16 protein-coding genes and 1 pseudogene are annotated in these 22,590 nt (G+C 73.9%); 9 read left to right on the forward strand and 8 right to left on the reverse strand.

The window, feature by feature from the left end; genetic code table 11:
• Positions 1 to 25: 25 nt before the first annotated feature.
• Positions 26 to 949, reverse strand: a complete 924-nt coding sequence (locus tag BLU95_RS12695) for a GNAT family N-acetyltransferase (protein WP_093860120.1) — start codon at positions 947 to 949, stop codon at positions 26 to 28.
• A 425-nt stretch (positions 950 to 1,374) separates the two neighbouring features.
• On the opposite strand from BLU95_RS12695, the pseudogene BLU95_RS12700 reads away from it, so the two are divergent.
• From BLU95_RS12700 to BLU95_RS12710, 3 genes and pseudogenes are all read left to right on the forward strand, one after another.
• A pseudogene (locus tag BLU95_RS12700) lies at positions 1,375 to 2,597 on the forward strand (MbnB/TglH/ChrH family RiPP precursor modification enzyme).
• 190 nt (positions 2,598 to 2,787) lie between these two features.
• Entirely contained in the window at positions 2,788 to 3,852 is a 1,065-nt protein-coding gene (locus BLU95_RS12705; protein WP_093860121.1) for a TIGR04222 domain-containing membrane protein, read from the forward strand.
• Positions 3,853 to 3,951: 99 nt separating this feature from the next.
• A complete protein-coding gene (locus BLU95_RS12710) occupies positions 3,952 to 4,728 on the forward strand; it encodes a TIGR04222 domain-containing membrane protein (RefSeq protein WP_093860122.1) in 777 nt (258 codons plus the stop codon).
• A 74-nt stretch (positions 4,729 to 4,802) separates the two neighbouring features.
• Here BLU95_RS12710 and hemQ read toward each other — a convergent pair whose 3' ends face one another.
• From hemQ to BLU95_RS12725, 3 genes are read right to left on the reverse strand one after another with little or no spacing between them, the layout of a single operon-like run.
• The gene (gene hemQ, locus BLU95_RS12715; RefSeq protein ID WP_030394996.1) at positions 4,803 to 5,528 is read right to left on the reverse strand and encodes a hydrogen peroxide-dependent heme synthase; all 726 of its coding nucleotides are present in this window, start codon (positions 5,526 to 5,528) and stop codon (positions 4,803 to 4,805) included.
• Complete coding sequence (gene hemG, locus BLU95_RS12720; protein WP_093860123.1) at positions 5,525 to 6,961, reverse strand: protoporphyrinogen oxidase; 1,437 nt, start codon at positions 6,959 to 6,961, stop codon at positions 5,525 to 5,527. The genes hemQ and hemG overlap by 4 nt, the downstream gene beginning before the upstream one ends.
• Before the next feature lie 34 nt (positions 6,962 to 6,995).
• Positions 6,996 to 7,592 (reverse strand): Uma2 family endonuclease, encoded by a 597-nt coding sequence (locus tag BLU95_RS12725; protein ID WP_093860124.1) that lies wholly within the window; start codon positions 7,590 to 7,592, stop codon positions 6,996 to 6,998.
• Positions 7,593 to 7,831: 239 nt separating this feature from the next.
• On the opposite strand from BLU95_RS12725, the gene BLU95_RS12730 reads away from it, so the two are divergent.
• Positions 7,832 to 8,842 carry a DUF4349 domain-containing protein gene (locus tag BLU95_RS12730; RefSeq protein ID WP_159424873.1) on the forward strand — a complete coding sequence of 337 codons (1,011 nt, stop codon included), beginning with the start codon at positions 7,832 to 7,834 and terminating at the stop codon, positions 8,840 to 8,842.
• Positions 8,843 to 8,893: 51 nt separating this feature from the next.
• Here BLU95_RS12730 and hemE read toward each other — a convergent pair whose 3' ends face one another.
• A complete protein-coding gene (hemE, locus tag BLU95_RS12735) occupies positions 8,894 to 9,907 on the reverse strand; it encodes a uroporphyrinogen decarboxylase (RefSeq protein WP_231978747.1) in 1,014 nt (337 codons plus the stop codon).
• Between the two features lie 341 nt (positions 9,908 to 10,248).
• On the opposite strand from hemE, the gene BLU95_RS12740 reads away from it, so the two are divergent.
• The 5 genes from BLU95_RS12740 to BLU95_RS12760 all read left to right on the forward strand — a co-directional run bounded on the left by BLU95_RS12740 (position 10,249) and on the right by BLU95_RS12760 (position 17,140).
• Entirely contained in the window at positions 10,249 to 10,911 is a 663-nt protein-coding gene (locus BLU95_RS12740; protein ID WP_093860127.1) for a DUF3000 domain-containing protein, read from the forward strand.
• Positions 10,912 to 11,228: 317 nt separating this feature from the next.
• On the forward strand, positions 11,229 to 11,948 hold the full coding sequence (locus tag BLU95_RS12745) for a response regulator transcription factor (protein WP_045939925.1): 720 nt from the start codon (positions 11,229 to 11,231) through the stop codon (positions 11,946 to 11,948).
• A 170-nt stretch (positions 11,949 to 12,118) separates the two neighbouring features.
• On the forward strand, positions 12,119 to 13,396 hold the full coding sequence (locus BLU95_RS12750; protein ID WP_093860128.1) for an HRDC domain-containing protein: 1,278 nt from the start codon (positions 12,119 to 12,121) through the stop codon (positions 13,394 to 13,396).
• Positions 13,397 to 13,790: 394 nt separating this feature from the next.
• On the forward strand, positions 13,791 to 15,008 hold the full coding sequence (locus BLU95_RS12755; RefSeq protein ID WP_093860129.1) for a thiolase family protein: 1,218 nt from the start codon (positions 13,791 to 13,793) through the stop codon (positions 15,006 to 15,008).
• Between the two features lie 2 nt (positions 15,009 to 15,010).
• Positions 15,011 to 17,140 (forward strand): 3-hydroxyacyl-CoA dehydrogenase NAD-binding domain-containing protein, encoded by a 2,130-nt coding sequence (locus BLU95_RS12760; RefSeq protein WP_093860130.1) that lies wholly within the window; start codon positions 15,011 to 15,013, stop codon positions 17,138 to 17,140.
• A 138-nt stretch (positions 17,141 to 17,278) separates the two neighbouring features.
• Here the strand turns inward: BLU95_RS12760 and BLU95_RS12765 are convergent, their stop codons facing one another.
• From BLU95_RS12765 to BLU95_RS12775, 3 genes are all read right to left on the reverse strand, one after another.
• The gene (locus BLU95_RS12765; RefSeq protein ID WP_231978539.1) at positions 17,279 to 18,796 is read right to left on the reverse strand and encodes an ArnT family glycosyltransferase; all 1,518 of its coding nucleotides are present in this window, start codon (positions 18,794 to 18,796) and stop codon (positions 17,279 to 17,281) included.
• Between the two features lie 180 nt (positions 18,797 to 18,976).
• Positions 18,977 to 20,896 (reverse strand): 1-deoxy-D-xylulose-5-phosphate synthase, encoded by a 1,920-nt coding sequence (dxs, locus tag BLU95_RS12770; RefSeq protein WP_093860131.1) that lies wholly within the window; start codon positions 20,894 to 20,896, stop codon positions 18,977 to 18,979.
• A gap of 210 nt (positions 20,897 to 21,106) precedes the next feature.
• The gene (locus tag BLU95_RS12775; protein ID WP_093860132.1) at positions 21,107 to 22,291 is read right to left on the reverse strand and encodes an ROK family transcriptional regulator; all 1,185 of its coding nucleotides are present in this window, start codon (positions 22,289 to 22,291) and stop codon (positions 21,107 to 21,109) included.
• Positions 22,292 to 22,590: the final 299 nt, after the last annotated feature.

Raw genomic sequence — 22,590 nt, forward strand, 5'->3', positions numbered from 1 at the left:
CCCCCGCCCGCGCCGAGGGACCGGGTCAGCCATCCAGTCGCTTGATGAACTTCCGCTCGCTCGCGCAGCGTTCGTAGCCCAGCCACTCGTTGATCGCCAGCATCGGCGCATTGGTCGCGTCGTTGGACGTGTACGCGTGCCGCAGACCGGCCGCACGGGCCAGCCGCAGCGACTCCAGCTTGGCGAGCTTGGCCAGCCCCCGGCCGCGGAACTCCCGGCGGCAGGCGGTGAACGCCGACCAGTACCGGTCCGCGCCGTCGGTGTGGACGGCGGTGAACGCCGCCGGCCGGCCGTCGACCACGGCCACGATGCTCAGCGCGGTGTCCAGGGCCGGGCGGTGCCACTCCCCCGCGAGCCACTCCTCGTAGTCGGCCGCGTCCATCGGCACCTCGCCCGGCTCGTCCCGGATCGCGTCCGCCTCGACCAGGAACACCGGGTGCGGGTCGGCCGCCCAGTCGCTCACCGGGCGCAGCTCGACCCCGGCGGGCAGCGGCGGGCTCTCCGGCAGCGGGCGGGCGAGGTCCCGGCCGCCGAAGTGGGCGGTCCGCCCCTCGGCGAAGCCCCGGGCCAGGGCGAAGGCACGCGGGCCGGGCTCCTCGTCCACCCAGCTGTGGACCTCGGTCACGCCGTGTTCGGCCAGGTGCCGCTCGGCGGCGGCCAGCAGCCCGGTGAAGGCCCCGCGCCGCCGGTACTCGGGCAGGACGCTGCCGTTGGCGTGGCCGATGCCGGTGACGGTCGTCCCGGTCACCACCCCGCAGCGGACCGAGCCGACCACCCGGCCGTCCAGTTCCGCGACGAAGGTGCGGTAGTGCTGGCCCTTCGCCTGCTGGGCGTCCAGCCACACGAACATCTCGGGCGTCTGCACCAGGTGTTCACGCCCGGCCCGGTGGGCGGCCGCCACGGCCTCGGCGTCGTCGGGGCGGAAGTCACGAATTATCAGCGTTGTCATATTCGGCTCACCGTAGCGGCCGCCGGTTCGCCCCGCACCCGGTTTGTTCGCCGCCGGAACCGGTCCCACCTGCGGCGATGGGGGAAATCCCGGCCCAGGTCGCGGATTGACTCGACGCCAAGCTCAAGTAATGCTCTGAGATGACCGGTCGAGGCTTGGCAGCCGCTCCGTCCGGGGACATGCTCAGCACCACAGCCCGGTGGCCCTGGCGACGAGGCCCGCGCCGACCGACGGCTTTCCACCCAGCCCTCCGAAGGGGGCGCCCGATGACTTCCCCCACCCTGCGGACCGCTCCGCAGTCGCCCGCAACGACGACGGGCAGCACGACCGGCACCACCGCCGCCACTACCGGCACCGGCACTACCACCGCTACCGCCGCCGGCACCGCGCGCCGGCTCGGCGTCGGCCTCGGCTGGCGCAGCGAGATCGACACCGTGGTCGAGCGGCAGCCCGGCCTGGACTGGGTCGAGGTCGTCGCCGAGAACATCTGCGACGGCCACCTCCCCGCCTCCCTGCGGATCCTGCTCGACCGGGGCGTCACCGTGGTCCCGCACGGGGTCGGGCTCGGCCTCGGCGGCGCCGACCGGCCCGACCCGGCCCGGCTGGCCGGGCTCGCGGGGACGGCCGAGCTGCTCGGCTCCCCCGTGGTCACCGAGCACCTGGCGTTCGTCCGGGCCGGCGGCCTGGAGGCCGGCCACCTGCTGCCGGTGCCCCGCTCGCGCGACGCCCTGCGGGTGATCGCCGAGAACGTGCGGATCGCCCAGGACCAGCTGCCGGTGCCGCTGGCCCTGGAGAACATCGCCGCGCAGCTGGCCTGGCCGGACGACGAACTGACCGAGGGCCAGTTCCTGGCCGAACTGGTCGAGCGGACCGGCGTCCGGCTGCTGATCGACGTCGCCAATCTGCACACCAACCGGGTCAATCTCGGCATCGACCCGGCCGCCGAACTGGACCGGCTGCCGCTGGAGGCGCTCGCCTACGTGCACGTCGCGGGCGGCACCATGGTCGACGGGGTCTGGCACGACACCCACGCCCACCCGGTCACCGAACCGGTGCTGGAGGTGCTGGCCGAACTGTGCGCCCGGGTCGCGCCGCCCGGGGTGCTGCTGGAGCGCGACGCCGCGTTCCCGCCACCGGCCGAGCTGGCGGCCGAACTCGACGCCGTGCGGCGGGTACTGGAGGGCGGCCGGTGACCGCCGGCCGCGGCCCGGACGGCCTCGTCGACGGGGGCACCGACGCCGCCCGGGCCCGGCTGGCCGCCCGGCAGACCGAACTGCTCACCGCGCTGGTGGCCGGCGGCCCGGTGCCGCCCGGCTTCGACCCGGCGCAGGTGCGGGCCCAGGCGACCGGCCTGGCCGCCAAGCGGCGCGACACCGCCGCCAAGGTGGCCCCGGAGCTGCCCCGGCTGCTCGGCGCGTTGTACGGGCCGCTGTTCCTCGCCTACGCCCGCAATCGTCCGCAGACCGGCGGCTACCGCGCCGACGCCCGGGCCTTCGCCGAGTGGGCGCTCGGCGGGCGGCCGGAACCCTCCGAGGACCAGCGCCGGGCCCTGGAGCACTGGCTCCACCCGGTGCCGCACCGCTCCGAACGCCGGCCCGGCCCGCTCGCCCGTCTGCGCCGCACCCTGCGGCCCGGCCGGGACGCCTGAGCGCCGCACTCGCGCCGCACCCGCGGCACCCGCGTCGGCACCGCTCCCGCGGCACCCGTGCCCGTCCGCCCCGGTACCGCGCCCGCCCGGGCCGCGCGTCCGGACCGGACCGCACCCCAGCACCGCCCCACCACCCCACGAAGGCGCCACGCGCGCCCGAACCACGTCTCACCACCCGGGGGAACCACTCATGTGGCACAACAGCTACTACGTCGTACCCGGCCTCCTGCTGGCCGCCACCGTCCTCGTCGCCCAGCAGGCCAAGCGGGCCGCCCGGCGCGTCAGCGACCCCAAGGGCCTGCCCGGCCGCGGCATCGCCCTGCTCGAGGCCGCCTTCCTGGCCGGGGGCCCGGGCCGGGTCTTCGACACCGCCCTGGTCCGGATGCACCGGCGCGGCCACGTCGTGGTCAGCCGCTCCCGACTGGTCACGCTGACCGCCGCCGAGCCCGTCGACGAGGTCGACGGCGCGATCGTCGACGCGATCGGCGCCTCGCGCAGCCGGGACCTCGACTCGCTGCGCGTCGCGGTGATGCGCGCACCCGCCGTCCAGGCCGTCGGTGACGCGCTGGCCGCCCGCGGCCTGCTGCGCAACCCGGAGCGGCTGCGCCGGGCCAGGACCGCGCACCGGACGATCTGGCTCGCCCTGGCGGTCACGGCGGCGTTCGCCGTCGCCGCCCCGCTGCTGGCCTCCGACGAGCCGGGCAGCGACGGCCCCGCGCTCTGGCCCCCGCTGCTGCTGCTCGTCCTCGGCCTGGTCTCGCTGCTGGTCACCCGTCCGCCCAAGGGCCGGGTCACCCCGGCCGGGCGCCGCCAGCTCGGTCTGATGGACACCGGCAAGCCCTGGCAGCCGCACCACGGCGCGTTCGTGTCCGGCGCCGACGCCGTCCTGCTCGGCGCCGTCGCGCTCGGCGGCCTGGCCCTGCTCGGCCCCGACGGCCTCGGCGACGCGGAACTGCACGAGGCGATGCTCGCCGCGGCGGGCGCCGACCAGTCGGCCCGGGCCGTCGCGGCCGGCACCGGCTCCTCGTCCGGCTCCTCCTGCGCCACCGGCCCCGCCGTCTGGTGCGGCTCCTCCTCCGACTCCTCGGACTCCTCCGGCTCCTCGGGCTCCTCCGGATCGGGCTGCGGCAGCTCCTTCGGCTGCTCGGGCTCGAGCTGCTCCTCCGGCTCCTCGGGCTCGAGCTGCTCCTCGGGCTCCTCCGGCTGCGGTTCCTCCTCGGGCTCCAGCTGCGGCGGCGGGGGCTGCGGATCCTGAGCCCCGACCGGGAGCCGACGGCCCACCGGACGTCACAGTTCGGTATCGCGGTCCGGGAAGACGTTCCGCGCGCGGCGCGGCCGGGACTACAACAAGCCCATGTGGTTGCTCTTCCTCCTCCCGGCCTGCGTCGCCGCGGTGCTCTCCTGCATCCGGCTCGTCCGGACGACCGCCACCGCCGACGCGCTGTCCGGTCAGGAGGGCCCCCGGCCGGCCGAGGCGGTCGGGATCGGGCTGTACGAGACCGCGTACCTGGCCGGCGGACCGGACCGGGTGGTCGAGCTCGCGCTCGTCCTGATGGCCTCCCGGGGGCGGCTGCACCTCGCCCACACCGGCTGGACCACGGTCGTCGACCCGCGCGGCCGCAGCCGGCTGGAACGCGCGGTGATCGCCACCGTCGGCCCCGAGGGCCAGTGCCGCACCGACGACCTGCGACTGGCGATGGCCGCCCACCCCACCGTGCTGGAGATCGGCAGCCGGCTCTCGCTCGCCGGGCTGGCCACCCCGGCCACGGTGCGGCGGCACACCGTGCTGGTGGTCAGGCAGGTCCGGCAGGCGCTGCTGCTCTCGGTGGTCCTGCTGGCCGTGGCGCTGGTCGTCGGCGGCCTGACCGGCGGTGACACGGTGACCGCGCTGGCCTGGTTCTCGCTGCCGCTGGTGCTCACCTCGGGCACCCTGCTGATGGCCCGGGTCGACGTCTACCCGTACACCCGCTGGGCCTCGCCGATCGGCCAGGAGGTGCTCCGCGAGGTCCGCCCGCCGCGCCAGCACGGCCTCACCGACGACGACGAGCGCGAACTGCTCACCGCCGTCGCGATGAACGGCCCCGCCGCCCTCCCGGACGCCCGGCTGCGCGCCGCCCTGCGCCGCCACTGACACGCCGAAGGGCCCGTCCGCCGACGAATGCCGTGCGGACGGGCCCTTCGGCGTGCCGCGGCACGCGGGTGTGCTCAGACCAGGCCGTTGAGCAGCTCGGCGACGGGCTTGCGGCGGCCGGTGAAGAACGGCACCTCCTCGCGGACGTGCAGCCGGGCCCGGGACGGGCGCAGGTCGCGCATCAGGTCCACGATCCGGTGCAGCTCGTCCGCCTCGAAGGCGAGCAGCCACTCGTAGTCGCCCAGCGCGAACGAGGCGACCGTGTTGGCCCGCACGTCGGGGTAGCCGCGCGCCATCTGGCCGTGCTCGGCGAGCATCGCGCGCCGCTCGGCGTCCGGCAGCAGGTACCACTCGTAGGAGCGCACGAACGGGTACACGCAGACGTAGTCGCGCGGACGCTCGTCGGCGAGGAACGCCGGGATGTGCGACTTGTTGAACTCCGCCGGGCGGTGCAGCGCCATGTTCGACCAGACCGGCTCCAGCTGCCGGCCCAGGCCGGTGCGGCGGAAGCGGTTGTACGCCTCCTGGAGGTCGTCCGAGTCGGCGGCGTGCCACCACACCAGGATGTCGGCGTCCGCGCGCAGACCGGACACGTCGTAGGTGCCGCGCACCGTGACGTCCTTGGCCTCCAGCTGGGCGAACAGCTCCTCGACCTCGGTGACCAGGCCGGTGCGGTCCTCGGGCAGCGCGCCCTTGAGCTTGAACACCGACCACATGGTGTAGCGGATGACCTGGTTCAGGTCCCGCGCCTTCAACTTGGCGGGCTGCTCGGCGGCCTGCTGCTCAGCGGTCTCAGTCATGCGCCCATTGTCCTCTCGGTGACGTTCGCCCCGGTGAGCGGGGTCAGTACTCGGTCGAGTGCGGCGACGGCCGCCCGGGCGCTCGCGACGCAGGCCGGGATGCCCACGCCGTCGTACGCGGCCCCGCACAGGGACAGCGCTCCCACCCGGTCCGCCGCCGCCCGGATCCGGGCCACCCGGTCCAGGTGGCCGACCGGGTACTGCGGCAGTCCGGCCCGCCACCGGGTGACGGCGGTGTCGTACGGGCGGGCGGTCAGGCCGATCGCCTCGCCCAGGTCGGCCAGCGAACGGGCGACCAGTTCCTCGTCCGCCAGCTCCAGCGGCTCCTCCTCGCGCAGCCGGCCGAGCGAGGTGCGCAGCACGAAGGCGTCCGGCGCCGACCGCTCCAGCCAGCCCCACTTGTTGGAGGAGAAGGTGGACGCCTTGATCCGCCGGCCGTCCACGGGCGGGACGAGGAAGCCGCTGCCGGCGGGGGTGCGGGCCAGGTCGGCGCGGCGGAAGGCCAGCGTGACCAGCGCCATCCCGGCGTACTCCACGGTGTCCAGCTCGGCGGCCGCGGCGGGCGCGTCGGCGCGCAGCAGCCGGGCGGCGGCCGGCGCGGGCACGGCCAGCACGACGGCGTCCGCGGCGAGCACCTCGCCGTCGCCGGTGGTCACCCGCCAGCCGTCGGGGGTGCGGCGCAGCTCCGTCACCGCGGTCCGGGTGCGCAGCTCGACGCCGGCCGCGGCGCAGGCCGCGGCGACCGCATCCGGCAGGGTGCCGAGGCCGCCGCGCAGGCCCTGGAACACGGGGGTGCCGACGGTCGTCGGGCGGGTGGCCAGCCGGTGCACGCCCTCGACCAGGGAGCCGCCGCCGCGGGCGACGGGCAGCAGCGCGGGCACGGCGGCGCGCAGCGAGATCTCGTCGCTGTGCCCGGCGTAGACACCGCCGAGCAGCGGTTCCACCAGCCGGTCCACGACCTCGCGGCCGAGCCGGTCGGCGACGTAGCGGCCGATCGCGACATCGTCCGCGACCGCCTCCCCGAGCACCTCGTGCCGGGCCCGGTCCAGCCCCTCGGGGCTCAGCACACCGGAGTCCGCCAGCGCGGCGAGGTCCCCGGGGACGCCCATCACCTGTCCGCCGGGCAGCGGGCGCAGCGCGCCCCTGGTCCAGATCGCGGCCTTGGCGGTGGTCGGCGGCTCCAGCCGCTCCGCGAGCCCGACGGCCCGCGCCAGCTCGACCGCCTCCGGCCGCCGGGCGAGCATCGACTCGGCTCCGAGGTCCACCCGGACCCCGCCGACCTCGCCGCCCCGCAGCTTCCCGCCCAGCCGCTCCGACGCCTCCAGCAGCGTCACCCGCGCCCGCGCCGGCTCCCCCGCACCCCCGCCGACCACAGCGGCGGCGGTCAGCCCCGCGATCCCGCCGCCGATCACCACGACATGTGCTTGCGCCATGCCCCGCAGTCTCGCAGGTCTTTACACCTTTGCCTCAATCCGCCCGCTTCTGCCCCTTGCGGGCGGGCACGAGCGCGTCCAGGTCGACATCGACCGGGAACGGCACCGGCCGCTCCAGCCGCTTGTGGAAGATCCCGGCCACGGCACAGGCGGACGTCGGGTGGTCCAGTTCGTAGACGTGGACCACCGGCAGACCCTCCTCCTCCTCGATCACCCAGTAGTGCGGGATCCCGGCCTCGGCGTACTTCCGCAGCTTGACCGTGCGGTCCCGGTGGGCCGACTCGGGGGAGGCGACCTCGACGACGAGCCTCACGTCGGCGGCGTCGAACCAGGTCCGGTCCGGGTCGTAGTCGACCTCCGCGACCACCAGGTCCGGCTCGGGGCGGTTCCGCCCGTCGAGCCTGATCGTCATCTCCCGCTCGGCCAGGAGGCCGTCCGGCACCAGTTCCTCCAGCACCGCGGTGAGCGCCGTCACGGCCCGGCTGTGCCACGAGCGCTGCGGGGACATCATGAAGACCAGCGCTCCGTCGATCAGTTCGGTGTGGCGGGGCGCTTGCGGCAGGCGGTCGAGGTCCTCGGCGAACCATCCCTCGGCACGGGGCGGGTACATCCAGTCCGGCAAGTCGCTCATGGAGCGCACGGTAGCGACTCCGGGGCGGTCGTGGGGTCGTCGGGCCCCTACGGACAAAAGGTGTGCGGGCGGGACCGCGGTCCGGTGCGGGAGGGGCCGTGCCTTGTCCGCTCCGCAGCCGAGACGTGATCGAGCTGCGACCTCCCGGCCGGGTCCGGATCGGCCCGGGGTCCGTCGAAATGGTGTGGGTGCCCCGGGAGGGGGTGCCGGAACCATCGGACGACGGGGAGGGCCCGGACGTGGGACGAGGACGAGGGCGGCGCGGAGCGGGGGCGCTGGCGTCGGTGGCCCTGGCGGCGGTGCTGGCGGCGGGCTGCTCGGCGGGCCGGGACGGCGGGGCCAAGGACATGTCGGCGGCCGCCCCGGCGCAGGCCGCCGCCGGGGAGGCGGCCAAGGGGGACGCCGCGGTCGGGGCGCCGGGGGTGGCCTCGGTGGCGCCCAAGGCGCCGTCGGCCGGGCAGCCGGGCGCGGTGCCGGTGGTGGACGCCCGGCAGATCGCGTACTCGGCGCAGCTGACGGTGCGGACGGCACAGGTGGACACGGCGCTGGCGAAGGCCGGGGACCTGGCCGCCGCGGCGGGCGGTTACGTGGCGAGCGAGACCGGGAGCTCCGGCGGGGACGGCGGCCCGCAGAGCGGTCAGATCACGGTGAAGGTGCCCTCGGCGGCGTTCCGGCCGACGCTGGACCAGCTGGCCGGGCTCGGCGAGGTGCTGTCCCGGCGCAGCCAGGCGGAGGACCTCACCCAGCAGGTCGCGGACGTCAACAGCCGGATGCAGAGCCAGCAGGCGAGCGTGGACCGGGTGCGCGCGCTGATGGCGCAGGCGAAGACGCTGGCCGAGGTCGTCAGTCTGGAGAGCGAGCTGAGCCGGCGGGAGTCGGACCTGGAGTCGCTGCAGAAGCAGGTGAAGGAGCTGTCGGCGCGCACGTCGCTGTCCACGATCACGCTGGACGTGCGGCAGAAGGCCGGTCCGGTCCAGGACGTGCCGGACGCGCCGGACCGGGAGAAGGGGTTCTGGGCCTCGGTCGGTGCGGCGCTGGGCGGCGGCTGGCACGTGCTGGCCGTGATCGTCCGGGTGACCGTCATGGCGGTGGCCGCCGTGCTGCCGTTCCTGCTGGTGGCCGCGCCGGTGGCGGCGGTGGTGTGGGCGCTGCGCCGGCGGCGGAAGCCGGTCCCGGTGGCGCCGGAGCAGCAGGAGGACCGGGCGGAGGAGGACGAGGCGGAGGAAGAGGAGGACGAGCCGGCGCACTGAGCCGGGCCCGCCGGTGGCGGCCCCGGGGAGGGGCCGCCACCGGACGGCGGGTCAGCGGGCGCTGGCCTCGTGCACGAAGGCGACCAGGCGGCTGAGCGCGTCCGGGTCCATGCTGGGCATGACACCGTGGCCGAGGTTGAAGATGTGGCCGCTGCTGCCGAGCGCCTGGGCGGCGTGCAGCACCTCGCGGGCCTTGGTCTCGACGGCCCTGGTGGGCGCGAACAGTACCGCCGGGTCGAGGTTGCCCTGGAGGCCCTTGCCGGGGCCGACCCGCTCGGCGGCGACGTTCAGCGGCACCCGCCAGTCGACGCCGACCACGTCCGCGCCGGCCTGGCCCATGAGGCCCAGCAGCTCGCCGGTGCCGACGCCGAAGTGGATCCGCGGCACGCCGTACCCGGCCACCGCGTCGAACACCTTGGTGCTGGCGGGCATCACCGAGCGGCGGTAGTCGTCCGGCGCGAGCGCGCCCACCCAGGAGTCGAACAGCTGGATCGCCGAGGCGCCGGCCTCGATCTGCACCTCGAGGAAGGCGGCGGTGATCCCGGCCAGGCGGTCGAGCAGCGCGGCCCACAGGTCGGGCGCGCCGTACATCATGGCCTTGGTGTTCTCGTGGTTCTTGGACGGCCCGCCCTCGATCAGGTAGCTGGCGAGCGTGTAGGGGGCGCCGGCGAAGCCGATCAGCGGGGTCGGGCCGAGCTCGTCCACGAGCAGGCCGACGGCCTCGGTGATGTAGGGGACGTCGTCCGGCTCCAGCGGGCGCAGCCGCTCCAGGTCGGCGAAGCTGCGGATCGGGTCGGCGATGACCGGGCCGATGCCGGGCTTGATGTCGACGTCGATGCCGATCGCCCGGAGCGGCACCACGATGTCGCTGAAGAAGATCGCCGCGTCCACCTTGTGCCGACGCACCGGCTGGAGGGTGATCTCCTTGACCAGCTCGGGCCGCATGCAGGACTCCAGCATGGGGATGCCCTCGCGGACCTTCAGGTACTCGGGCAGCGAGCGGCCCGCCTGGCGCATGAACCACACCGGGGTGTGCGGTACCGGCTCGTGCCGGCAGGCGCGCAGGAACGCCGAGTCGTACGCGGCGCCGCGGCGCGCGTCGGGCTGCTGACCGGGGGTGGCACCGGTCGGGGGGACTGCCGTCGTCTCGCTCACGCTCCAAATCTTCGCACGCGGCCCGGACCCGCCCGTCCCGGCGGTCCCGTCGCTTCCTCCAGGATCCGAACAGGGATCCGACCGGAGATCCGGACAAGGATCCCGGGCCGGGCCGGACCGGGATCCGGGCGGGACCGCGGGCGGGACCGCGGCGGGGACCGGGCCGGAGATCTGGCCGGATTGCCGCCCCGGCGCGCCGCGCGGGCAGAAGTTACGGCGATTACCCGGGTTTTCGACCTAGTCTTCGGGTCATGGCAGCGGTCGGAGGGCACCCCGCACAGGGTGGCGGAGCAGGTGGCGGAACGGGTCGGGAGGCGGCGCCGAGCGAGTTCCGGGCTGCCGTGGAGGCGTTCTCCGGTGCCCGGCTGCGCCCCGAGCTCGTCCTCTCCCCCGCCCCGGCCCCGCGCCGGCTGGCACCGTACTCCTTCGCGCTGACCGCCACCGTCGAGGTCGACGGCGAGGAGCTGGCCGACGGCCGGCTGGTGCTGCTGCACGACCCGGCCGGGCAGGAAGCCTGGAACGGGGACTTCCGTGTGGTCACCATGACCCGGGCGGAGCTGGAGCCGGAGATGGCCGGCGACCCGATGCTCTCCGAGGTCGGCTGGGCCTGGCTGCTGGACGCGCTGCAGGCGCACGGCGCCGGGTACGCGGAACCGTCGGGCACCGTGTCGCTCTGCGCCTCGCAGTACTTCGGCGGGCTGGCGGACCGGGCGTCGACCACCGAGATCGAGATCAGGGCGTCCTGGACACCGGCCGACGGCCGCTTCGAGCGGCATCTGGCGGCCTGGGGGGACCTGCTCTGCATCGGCGCGGGCCTGCCCCCCGCGGCTGCGGCGCCGCACGCGCCCGCCGACGTCACGTCACTCGGTGGAGTGGTCCCGATGCCCGCGAGGCGACGTCCGCGCTCGCACTGAGGAGTGGCGCCGCCGTGGCGTCATCACCGGAGGCGACGCCACCCCCAGGGCTGACGGAGTGTGACTTCGGTGCGGCTCTCCGTCAATAATCCGGCCGAGTCCGACCGCTTCGCGTCGAGTCTGATCGATTTTGTGCGAATTCCAGGCATGTCGTAATCAGTCACCTGCGCGATTTGTCCGTATTGTTACTCACTAGATCGTGATCTTTCGCTAAAGCCGGGCACGGATGCTGCCGAAGCAGACTGTGACCCTTTCCGAACGCGGAACACTCCGACCGCCCCCTCGGGGTTCCGTCCGCCACTCCCGCAGGAGGCCTGGTGTCGGTCCTTCTTGAGCACCCCGCAAACGTGGTCGCCTACCGCCCGACCAAGCCCACCGCCATGGTGGTCATCGCCGATCCCCGCGTCCGAAACACCGTCACCCGTCACCTCTGGGCGCTCGGCGTCCGGGACGTGATCGAGGTGTCCTCGATCGCCGAGGCCCGCCCCCGGGTCTCCACCCCGCGCGACATCTGCGTCGCCGACGTCCACCTCCCCGACGGCTCGGGACTGACCATCCTCGCCGAGACCCGTGCCGCCGGCTGGCCCAACGGGCTGGCGCTGTCCGCCGCCGACGACATCGGCGCCGTCCGCAGCGCCCTGGCGGGCGGGGTCAAGGGCTACGTGGTGACCGGCACCCGCACCAATGTCGCCATGCCGGGCCGCCCGGGCCTGCCGCTCGGCGCCGCCGGGCTGGCCGGCCGGATGCGGCGCCCCGGGATGCCGGGCATGCCCGGTGCGGCCGGGGCTCCCGGCGGCGCGCCCGGTGCCCACGGCGCGCCGGGCGCCCAGCAGACCGCCTACCGCGAGCTGTCCGGCCGTGAGGTCGAGGTGCTGCGACTGGTGGCCGAGGGCCAGTCGAACAAGGCGATCGGCGTGGCGATGGGCCTCTCGGCGCTCACCGTGAAGAGCCACCTCGCCCGGATCGCCCGCAAGCTCGGCACCGGCGACCGGGCCGGCATGGTCGCGGTCGCGCTGCGCACCGGCATCATCCACTGAGTCCCGGCGCCGCCGCGGCGGCCCAGGAGGAACGTTTCCTCCCGGGTCGCCGCGCGCCGCGACCGGGAACGCCCTCCCGGGCCCGTCCGGAGCGCCCCGGGCGGACCCCTTCATCGGTCTGACCAGTCCGACAACACTCCCGGTCGCGGGGTCCGTCGTACCCTTGGTAGGTGACCGACGCCGTAGCAGCCATCCCAGAAGAAGCAGCCCCGGTCCCGCTCCTCGAGCCGAAGGAGGGGATCCCTCCGGTCGTGGCGGACGAGCGGGCGCTGGCCGAGACCGTCGCCGCCTTCGCCGCGGGATCCGGACCGGTCGCCGTCGACGCCGAGCGGGCCTCCGGCTACCGCTACGGCCAGCGGGCGTACCTCATCCAGCTACGCCGCGCGGGCGCCGGGTCCGCGCTGATCGACCCGATCGCCTGCCCCGACCTCAGCGGGCTGGGCGCGGCCCTCGCGGACACCGAATGGGTGGTGCACGCCGCCACCCAGGACCTGCCCTGCCTGGCCGAGGTCGGCATGAGACCCCAGCGACTGTTCGACACCGAGCTGGCCGGCCGGATCGCCGGTTTCGCCCGGGTCGGCCTCGGACCGATGACCGAGAACGTGCTCGGGCTGAGCCTGGCCAAGGAGCACTCGGCGGTGGACTGGTCCACCCGTCCGCTGCCCGAGCCGTGGCTGCGCTACGCCGCTCTGGACGTCGAGGTGCTGGTCGAGCTGCGTGACGCACTCGAACGGGAGCTGGACGCCCAGGGCAAGCTCGACTGGGCCCTGGAGGAGTTCGCGGCGATCGCCGCCGCCCCCCGCCCGGCCCCGCGGACCGACCCGTGGCGGCGCACCTCGCAGCTGCACAAGGTCCGCCGGCGCCGCCAGCTCGCCGTGGTGCGCGAGCTGTGGCTGGCCCGCGACCGGGCGGCCCAGGAGCGGGACGTCTCGCCGGGCCGGGTGCTGTCGGACGCCGCGATCGTCAACGCCGCGCTGGCCATGCCGCTGAACATCGCCGCGCTGCAGGGTGTCCAGGGCTTCGGGCCCCGGGTGCACCGGCGCCAGCTGGAACAGTGGCTGGCCGCCGTCCAGCGCGGGCGGGAGGTGCCGGAGAACCAGCTGCCGCCGGCCGCCGCACCGCACGACGGCCCGCCGCCGCCGCGCGCCTGGGCCGAGAAGGACCCGGTGGCGGCCGCCCGGCTGAGCGGCGCGCGCGCCGCGGTCACCGAGCTGGCCGAGCGCCATCACCTGCCGGCCGAGAACCTGATCACCCCGGACCTGGTCCGCCGGGTCTCCTGGGAGCCGCCCGCCGACGCCTCGGCCGCCAACGTGGCCGCCGCACTGCGGCGGCTCGGCGCCCGGCAGTGGCAGGTGGACCTGGTCGCGCCGGTGCTGGCCGCGGCCTTCGTCGAGGCCGCCAGGGCCGGGGCCGAGACCAAGGCCGGTACGGCCGCGCAGCAGGGCTGAGCCGGTACGTACGACGAAGGGGATGCCGCCCGGAGCGGGGCGGCATCCCCTTCGTCGTACCCGCCACCACAACCCACCCCGAGCCGACCACGCCTTGACCCCGGCCGGCTCCGAACCCGCCCCGAGCCGAAGGGGCGCGCCGGTGCCGAAAGGGAGAGCGGGAGGGAGCGAAGCGAGGGAGCGCCGACCGTCGGCACCGGACAAGAGCGCCCCGGAGGCGAGCGGGCGAAAATACAGAGTGGGCGACAACACATCCGGTGTTGCGGCTTCCGGGCCTGGGCAGGCTGGTTACCGGCGGGTAGCATGGCCGTGGGCGGCGCCGCCCACGTCCATTCGTGCGACGGCTCGCGGCAGCCTGCCCACTGAACCGTTGGTCCCTGGGAGGAGAGCCCCCGTGCCTCGTACCGCGAGGGACGTCGTCTTCGTCGATGGCGTCCGCACCCCGTTCGGCAAGGCAGGCCCGAAGGGCATCTACCACGAGACCCGTGCCGACGACCTCGTCGTCAAGTGCATCCGGGAGCTCGTGCGTCGTAACCCCAACCTGCCCGTCGAGCGCATCGACGAGGTCGCCATCGCGGCCACCACGCAGATCGGCGACCAGGGTCTGACCATCGGCCGCACCGCAGCACTGCTGTCGGGCCTGCCGAAGTCCGTCCCCGGCTACGCGATCGACCGCATGTGCGCCGGCGCGCTGACCGCCGTGACCACCACCGCCGGCGGCATCGCCTTCGGCGCCTACGACGTGGTCGTGGCCGGTGGCGTCGAGCACATGGGCCGCCACCCGATGGGCGAGGGCGTCGACCCGAACCCGCGCTTCGTCTCCGAGAAGCTCGTCGACGAGTCCGCCCTGTTCATGGGGATGACCGCGGAGAACCTGCACGACCGGTTCCCGCACATCACCAAGGAGCGCTGCGACGCCTACGCCGTGCGCTCCCAGGAGAAGGCCGCCAAGGCGTACGCCAACGGCGACATCCAGCCCGACCTGGTGCCGATCTCGATCCGCAACACCAACCCCGAGGTCGGCGAGACCGGCTGGGGCCTGGCCACCGCGGACGAGCCGATGCGCCCGGGCACCACGATGGAGAGCCTGGCCGGTCTCAAGACCCCGTTCCGCCCGCACGGCAACATCACCGCGGGCAACTCGGCCGGTCTGAACGACGGCGCCACCGCCTCGCTGCTGGCCGCCGAGGACGTCGCCGAGGAGCTCGGCCTCCCGGTCCGGATGCGCCTGGTCTCGTACGCCTACGTCGGCGTCGAGCCCGAGGTCATGGGCATCGGTCCGGTGCCGGCCACCGAGAAGGCACTGGCCAAGGCCGGTCTGACCATCGACGACATCGGCGCGTTCGAGGTCAACGAGGCGTTCGCCGTGCAGGTCCTGTCGTTCCTGGACCACTACGGCATCGCCGACGACGACGAGCGCGTCAACCCGTTCGGCGGCGCGATCGCGTTCGGCCACCCGCTGGCCTCCTCGGGCGTGCGCCTGATGAACCAGCTGGCCCGCCGCTTCGAGCAGCGCCCGGACGTCCGCTACGGCCTCACCACGATGTGCATCGGCTTCGGCATGGGTGCCACCGTCATCTGGGAGAACCCCCACTTCGAGGGTGGTAAGTGAGTATGAGCACCACGACCGAGCTGCTGACCCGCGGCGCCGAGCTCTTCCCCGGCGAGGTCGTCACGACCGCGCACGTCCGCCACCTGGACCTGCCGCTGCAGGCCGGCCGGCTGGCCCTGATCACCCTGGACAACGGCTTCGACCACACCAAGCCGACCACCTTCGGCCCGGGCTCGCTGCTCAAGCTGTCCGAGGCGCTGGACCAGGTCGAGGCGGAGGCGGCCGAGGGCACGATCGTCGGCGCCGCGATCACCGGCAAGCCGTTCATCTTCGCGGTCGGCGCCGACCTCAAGGGCGTCGAGCTGCTCAAGGAGCACGCGGACGCGCTCGCCATCGGCAAGGGCGGCCACGAGGTCTTCAAGCGGATCGCCGCGCTGCCCGTCCCGACCTTCGCCTTCTACAACGGCGCGGCCATGGGCGGCGGCGTCGAGGTCGGCCTGCACTGCGACTACCGCACCGTGTCGGCGGGCGTCCCGGCGTTCTCGCTGCCCGAGGTCTTCCTCGGCCTCGTCCCCGGCTGGGGCGGCTGCAGCATCCTGCCGAACCTGATCGGCCCGGCCAAGGCCGTCAAGGTGATCATCGAGAACTCGATGGCGCAGAACAAGCAGCTCAAGGGCAAGGACGTGTTCGAGCTGGGGATCGCCGACGCGATCTTCGAGCCGGCCGACTTCCTGGAGCAGTCGCTGCTCTGGGCGGCCGGGGTCCTCAAGGGCGACGTCGCCGTCGCGCGCGAGGAGATCGACCGCGGCAAGGCCTGGGACGACGCCGTCGCCTGGGGCCGGATGGTCGCCGACGCCAAGGTGCACGGGGCGGCCCCGGCCGCGTACCGGGCGCTGGACATCATCGCCCAGGTCAAGGACCAGGATCTGCAGGCCGGCTTCGACGCCGAGGACGCGGCGCTGGCCGACCTCATCATGGGCGGCGAGCTGCGCAGCGGCATCTACGCCTTCAACCTGGTGCAGCGCCGGGCCAAGCGCCCGGTCGGCGCGCCGGACAAGTCGCTGGCCCGTCCGGTCTCCAAGGTCGGCGTCATCGGTGCCGGTCTGATGGCCTCGCAGCTGGCGCTGCTGTTCGCGCGCCGGCTGGAGGTGCCGGTGGTCCTCACCGACATCGACCAGGAGCGCGTCGACAAGGGCGTCGGCTACGTCCACGCCGAGATCGACAAGCTGCTCGACAAGGGCCGCATCGGCAAGGACAAGGCCAACCGCCTCAAGGGCCTGGTCTCCGGCTCGCTCGACAAGGCCGCCGCCTTCGGCGACGCGGACTTCGTGATCGAGGCCGTGTTCGAGGAGATGGGCGTCAAGCAGACCGTCTTCGCGGACCTGGAGAACGTGGTCTCGCCGACCTGTGTGCTGGCGACCAACACCTCCTCGCTCTCCGTCACCGAGATGGCGTCGAAGCTGAAGCACCCCGAGCGGGTCGTCGGCTTCCACTTCTTCAACCCGGTCGCGATCCTGCCGCTGCTGGAGATCGTCCGGGGCGAGAAGACCGACGACGTCTCGCTGGCCACCGCCTTCGGCGTCTCCAAGAAGCTGAAGAAGACCGCGGTGCTCTGCAAGGACGCCCCGGCGTTCGTGGTGAACCGGATCCTGACCCGCTTCATGGGCGAGATCCAGGGCATCATCGACGAGGGCACCCCGATCGCCACGGTCGAGAAGGGCGTCGAGCCGCTCGGCCTGCCGATGTCCCCGATCGTGCTGCTGGAGCTGGTCGGCCCGGCCATCGCGCTGCACGTCTCGGAGACCCTGCACGGCGCGTTCCCGGAGCGGTTCACCGTCTCCGAGAACCTCGGCCGGGTGGTCAAGGCCGGCAAGCGCGGCTTCTACACCTGGGTGGACGGCCAGCAGGTCCTCGACCCCGAGGTGCTGGAGCTGCTCACCTTCGGCGACACCGTGCTGACCGAGGAGCAGGTGCTGGGCCGCGCCCTGGAGGCCGTCGCCCAGGAGATCGGTCTGATGCTGGAGGAGGGTGTCGTCGCCGAGGCGCAGGACATCGACCTCTGCATGATCACCGGCGCCGGCTGGCCCTTCCACCTGGGCGGGATCACCCCGTACCTGGACCGTGAGGGCATCTCGGAGCGCGTGAACGGCAAGCGCTTCCTCGCCCCGGGCCTGGCCTCCGTGCCCGCCTGAGGATGACGCGGAGGGCCCCGGTGACCTTGATCGGTCACCGGGGCCCTCTGTCGTTCGCCGCGGCCCGTACCGGAGGCCATCGCGGCCCGTACGGGGGCCCGGGCCGCCCGGGCCTCCCCGGCCCCGGGGAGGGTGTCGTCAGCGCTTGAGGCGGTAGACGACGGTGTCGGCGAAGACGCCGACCATCTCGTAGTGGGTGTCCAGCAGGTTCTCGATCTTCGGGATCATGCCCGGCTGGTACGGCGCGAGGCCGGAGTCGTCGACGACCACCTCGGGCAGGCCCTTGGCGATCTCCTGGTCGAAGGTCTGCCAGGCGTTGGCCATCGAGAACTGCTCGCCGACGTTGGGGCTGCCGTCCTTGCCGCCGCTGTAGTTGGTCAGGAAACCGGCCGTGAGGTACCGGGTGGCGGGCTTGCGGTCGGCGAGCCAGTACAGCTCCGGGTGCATGCCCCAGACCAGCACGGTGTCCTTGGGCGTGGTCTGCGCGGCGACGGCGGTGGCGACCTCGGTGGTGCGGTCCAGCCGCTCCCCCGGCCAGGCCAGCGCGAGGCCCCAGAAGACGGTGGCGGCGGCCGTGGTGTACACCAGCACCGGCTTCCAGCGGACCGCCGAGGTGGCGACCGCGCCGGTGCCCAGCAGCACCAGCGGGGGCATCAGCTGGAGGTAGTAGTGGCCGAAGAAGTGGAAGCCGACGCTGACCGCCACCACCGAGGAGAGCAGCCACATCCACAGGTCGGTGGTGGAGCCGTGCTCCTCGCCGGCGACCGGCAGCGGGCGGTGCCGGTACTTCAGCCACAGCCTCCGGCCGACCGGCAGCAGGAAGCCCAGCCCGGCGCCGATCAGGATCGCCGAGTTGCCGAGCGCCCGCCCGACCATCTGCAGCCACGCGCCGCCCGAGGTGGCGTAGTCGCCGCTGCCGGTGACCACCCAGAACAGGAAGCCCTTGGGTTTGGTCAGGATCACCGCGACCAGCGCTATCGGCAGGGTGAAGCCGAAGCCGATCTTGAACAGGGCGGGGATCCAGCGGACGCCGCGCTGCCGGGCGTCCTGGAAGAGCATCCAGAGCACCGGCAGCAGCACCGCGCCGCCGGTCTGCTTGGTCAGCGAGCAGAGCGCCACCGCGATGCCGGCGGCCAGCCAGCGGCGGCGTTCGGCGTAGCGGAAGGCGGCCACCATCGCGGGCAGCATGAAGACCTCGAAGGTCGCCGCCTGGGTGTCCTCCGGGGAGAGCCCGATCGAGACCAGCAGGTAGAGCAGTCCGGCGCCGGCGCCGGCCCGGTTGCCCCAGCGGCCGCGGGCGATCGAGGCCAGCAGGATCGCGGTGACCAGGTGGGCGGCCACCGCGAGGGTGCGCAGCGGCCAGAGCGAGGCGGAGCCGAAGACCGTGAAGCAGGCCTGGTAGAGCCAGGGCAGCAGCGGGGGCTTGCGGTCCACCACGGTGTCGTAGAGCACGCCGCCGTCGGCGAGCATCCGGGCCTGGGTGGCCAGGAAGCCCTCGTCGGGGCTCCAGACCGGGCGGACGAAGGACGGCAGGTGGGTGAGCAGCGCGACCAGGGCCAGCAGCGGCACCAGCCGCGACCAGTAACCGGTCTTCACCCGCTCCCAGCCGTCGGCCGGGGGTACCCCCAAGGGCAGGCGCTCGGTGAGCGCGGTCAAGCGGGATCGGGTGGGGGTCGGCACGGATGACAACCTACCGGGCGGAATCGGCACGGGCAGCGCCGGTCCCGCCTTTGGTGCGATTATCGGCCTCACTGTTGCAGAGCTGTCGCAGAGCCGGGGCGGAGTACCGCCGTCCGGGGCTCTCCCCCGGACGGCGGTACTCCCCCGGAGGAGCGGTCAGGCCTCGACGGTGGCGACGTCCAGCCGGGAGACCAGGGCGGTCACCTGCCGGGCGATGTCCGGGGCGGTCAGGCCGATCTCGGCGAGGATCTCCGGCCGCGAGGCGTGGTCCAGGAACTCCTGCGGGATGCCGAAGTCACGGACCGGCAGGTCCACGTCCGCGTCCCGCAGCGCCTGGGCGATCGTCGCGCCGACACCGCCGACCCGGCCGTTGTCCTCGACCGTGACGACCACCCGGTGCTCGGCGGCCAGGCCCGGCAGCGCCGGGTCGACCGGCTTGACCCAGCGCGGGTCCACCACGGTGGAGCTGATGCCCTGGGCGGCCAGCAGGTCGGCCACCTCCAGGCACATCGGGGCGAGCGCGCCGACCGAGACGATCAGCACATCGGCCCGGCGGCCGTCCTCGGCCTCGCCGAGGGAGTCCGGCACGGCGGCGCGCAGGACGTCCATGCCGCCGACCGTGGCGACCGCCGGGACGGCCTCGCCGACCGAGCCCTTGGAGTAGCGGACCACCGTCGGGGCGTCCTTGACCTCGACGGCCTCGCGCAGCTGGGCGCGGACCTGGTCGGCGTCGCGCGGGGCGGCGAGCCGCAGGCCGGGGACGACCTGGAGGATCGACATGTCCCACATGCCGTTGTGCGAGGCGCCGTCGGTGCCGGTGACACCGGAGCGGTCCAGCACGAAGGTGACGCCCAGCTTGTGCAGGGCGACGTCCATCAGCACCTGGTCGAAGGCGCGGTTGAGGAAGGTCGCGTAGACCGCGAAGACCGGGTGCAGCCCGCCGGTGGCCAGGCCGGCCGCGCTGGTGACGGCGTGCTGCTCGGCGATGCCCACGTCGAAGATCCGGTCCGGGAAGGCCTCGGCGAACGGGGCCAGGCCGACCGGGTGGAGCATCGCGGCGGTGATGCCGACGATGTCCTCGCGCTCGTGGCCGAGCGCCACCATCTCCTCGGCGAAGACCGAGGTCCAGTCCTTGCCGGAGCTCTTGATCGGCAGGCCGGTCTCCGGGTGGATGACGCCGACCGCGTGGAAGCGGTCCTCGTCGTTGTTCTCGGCGGCGTGGTAGCCGCGGCCCTTCTCGGTGAGGCAGTGCACGATCACCGGTCCGCCGAAACCGCGCGCCTTGGTGAGCGCGGACTCCAGGGCGGTGAGGTCGTGGCCGTCGATCGGGCCGATGTACTTGAGGCCGAGGTCCTCGAACATGCCCTGCGGGGCGATGAAGTCCTTGAGGCCCTTCTTGGCGCCGTGCAGGGTCTCGAACAGCTGCTGGCCGACCACCGGGGTGCGCTGCAGCGCGTCCTTGCCCCAGGACAGGAAGCGCTCGTAGCCCTGGGTGGTGCGCAGGGTGGCGAGGTGGTTGGCGAGGCCGCCGATGGTCGGCGAGTAGGAGCGCTCGTTGTCGTTGACGACGATGACCAGCGGGCGGTCCTCGGCGTCGGCGATGTTGTTGAGCGCCTCCCAGGCCATGCCGCCGGTGAGCGCGCCGTCGCCGATCACCGCGACCACCGGGTCGTGCTTGCCCAGCAGCTGGTTGGCCTTGGCCAGACCGTCGGCGTAGGAGAGCACGGTGGAGGCGTGCGAGTTCTCGATCACGTCGTGCTCGGACTCGGCGCGCGAGGGGTAGCCGGACAGGCCGCCCTTCGTCCGCAGCCCCGAGAAGTCCTGGCGGCCGGTGAGCAGCTTGTGGACGTAGCTCTGGTGGCCGGTGTCGAAGAGGATGCGGTCGCGCGGGGAGTCGAACACCTTGTGCAGCGCGATGGTGAGCTCCACCACGCCGAGGTTCGGGCCCAGGTGGCCGCCCGTCTTGGAGACCTCGGTCACCAGGAAGGTCCGGATCTCCTGGGCCAGTGCGGCCAGCTGTCCGGGCGTGAGCCGGTCGAGATCGCGCGGTCCCCGAATGCGGGTCAGCAGGGCCACCCGTTCCTCCTCGTTCGTGTTCGCGGACCGGAGGTCCGACGGGCGTCGCTGCCCGGTGTCGACCGGTCGAGTCTAATGTCCGCCCACCGGACGCCGGGCGGGGCGTCCGGTACCGACGGCCGGTACGCGCCAGCCACCTCGGCGGTCACTCTTTCGGGTGAACGTGGAAAACCGGCGTGTCGTTGCACCCGGCCGGGGCGGCGCCTGGACTCAGTGCCGGGCGACCGCGAGCGCGCTGGAGTCCCCCGCCTCGCTCATGACCAGGGCGAGCGCGCCCAGGACCTCGGCCCGGCCGCCCAGGGTACCGGGGACCACCGACAGCTGGCGGGCCGCGCTGGGGATCGCGTACCGGGCCACCGAATCGCGGATCGGCGCGAGCACCAGCTCGCCGGCGTCCGCGAGCTCGCCGCCGAGGATCACCCGGCGCGGGTTGAGCAGATTGCAGAGGGTGGCCACACCGGTGCCGATCTGCCGGCCGGCGTCGGCGATCACCCGGCGGCAGCCGAGGTCGCCCTGGTGGGCCAGCTCCACCACCCGGCTCAGGCTGAGCTCGGCGCCGAGGGTCGGGGTGAGCAGGTTCAACAGGTAGCGGGAGCCGACGAAGGTCTCCAGACAGCCCCGGTTGCCGCAGCGGCAGACCGGGCCGGCCTCGTCCAGGGTGATGTGACCGATCTCGCCCGCGGTGCCGCCCGGGCCCCGGTAGATCTGCCCGTTGACCACCAGGCCCGCGCCGACGCCGCTGGCCACCTTGATGTAGGCGAGGTCGCCGAGGCCCCGGCCGGCGCCCCAGACCAGCTCGCCGAGGGCGCCGAGGTTGGCGTCGTTGTCCACGTGCACCGGCATGCCGAGGCGCTCGGCCAGCTCGCGGCCGGGGGCGATCCCGGTCCAGCCGGGCAGGATCGCGGTGGAGCCCAGCGCCCCGGTCTCCACGTCGATCGGGCCGGGCACACCCAGGCCCACGCCGATCACCTTGTCGGGGCGGAAGCCGGCCTCCGCGAGCAGCCGCTCGACCAGGGCCTCGGCCCGGTCGAAGCCCTGCGCGGCCGAGACGTCGACGTCCATCGGGGCGCTCTCCTCGGCGAGGACCCGGTGGGCGAGGTTGCCGACCGCGACCCGCAGATGGGTGTGGCCGAAATCGATCCCCACCACGATGCCGGCGTCACCGCTGAGCGAGACGCTGCGGGCGCGGCGTCCGCCGGAGGAGGTGTCGGCCACCACGACGGTGCCGCTCTCCTTCAGTTCTCGGACGATGTTGGACACCGTGGCCGCCGAGAGTCCGGTCCCGCGGGCGATCTCGGCCTGGGTCAGCGAGCCGGCCATCCGCACCGCGCGGAGCACCCGCTCCAGGTTGGCCCGGTGCAGCGAGGACTGTGAGCCCGGCGTGTCCGTCGACATGATCCACCCTCCCAAGGGGGCCGGGGACCCCTCCGCCGGGTGTCCCCTTTCAACTCCTGAAGCCTAGGGCCTGTCTGCCGGTGAAGGCACGGGGGAGAGTGGGCGAAGAGGTGGTGAGGGAGGAGAGGCCGCCGAGGAGCGCGGGCGGGTGGTCGGAGCGGTCCCGGTCCAGGTCGGCGGGGCGGGCCGGGGGCTGACAGCGCCGCAGGTCGGCGCGGGGGCGGCCGGGAGCTCCGGTTCCGGCGCCGGTCCGAAAACCGGCCCCCCGTACGATGGTGCCCAATCTCACCCGTCCCTGC

Origin of the sequence: Streptomyces sp. TLI_053 (assembly GCF_900105395.1) — a bacterium.
GTDB lineage: Bacteria > Actinomycetota > Actinomycetes > Streptomycetales > Streptomycetaceae > Kitasatospora.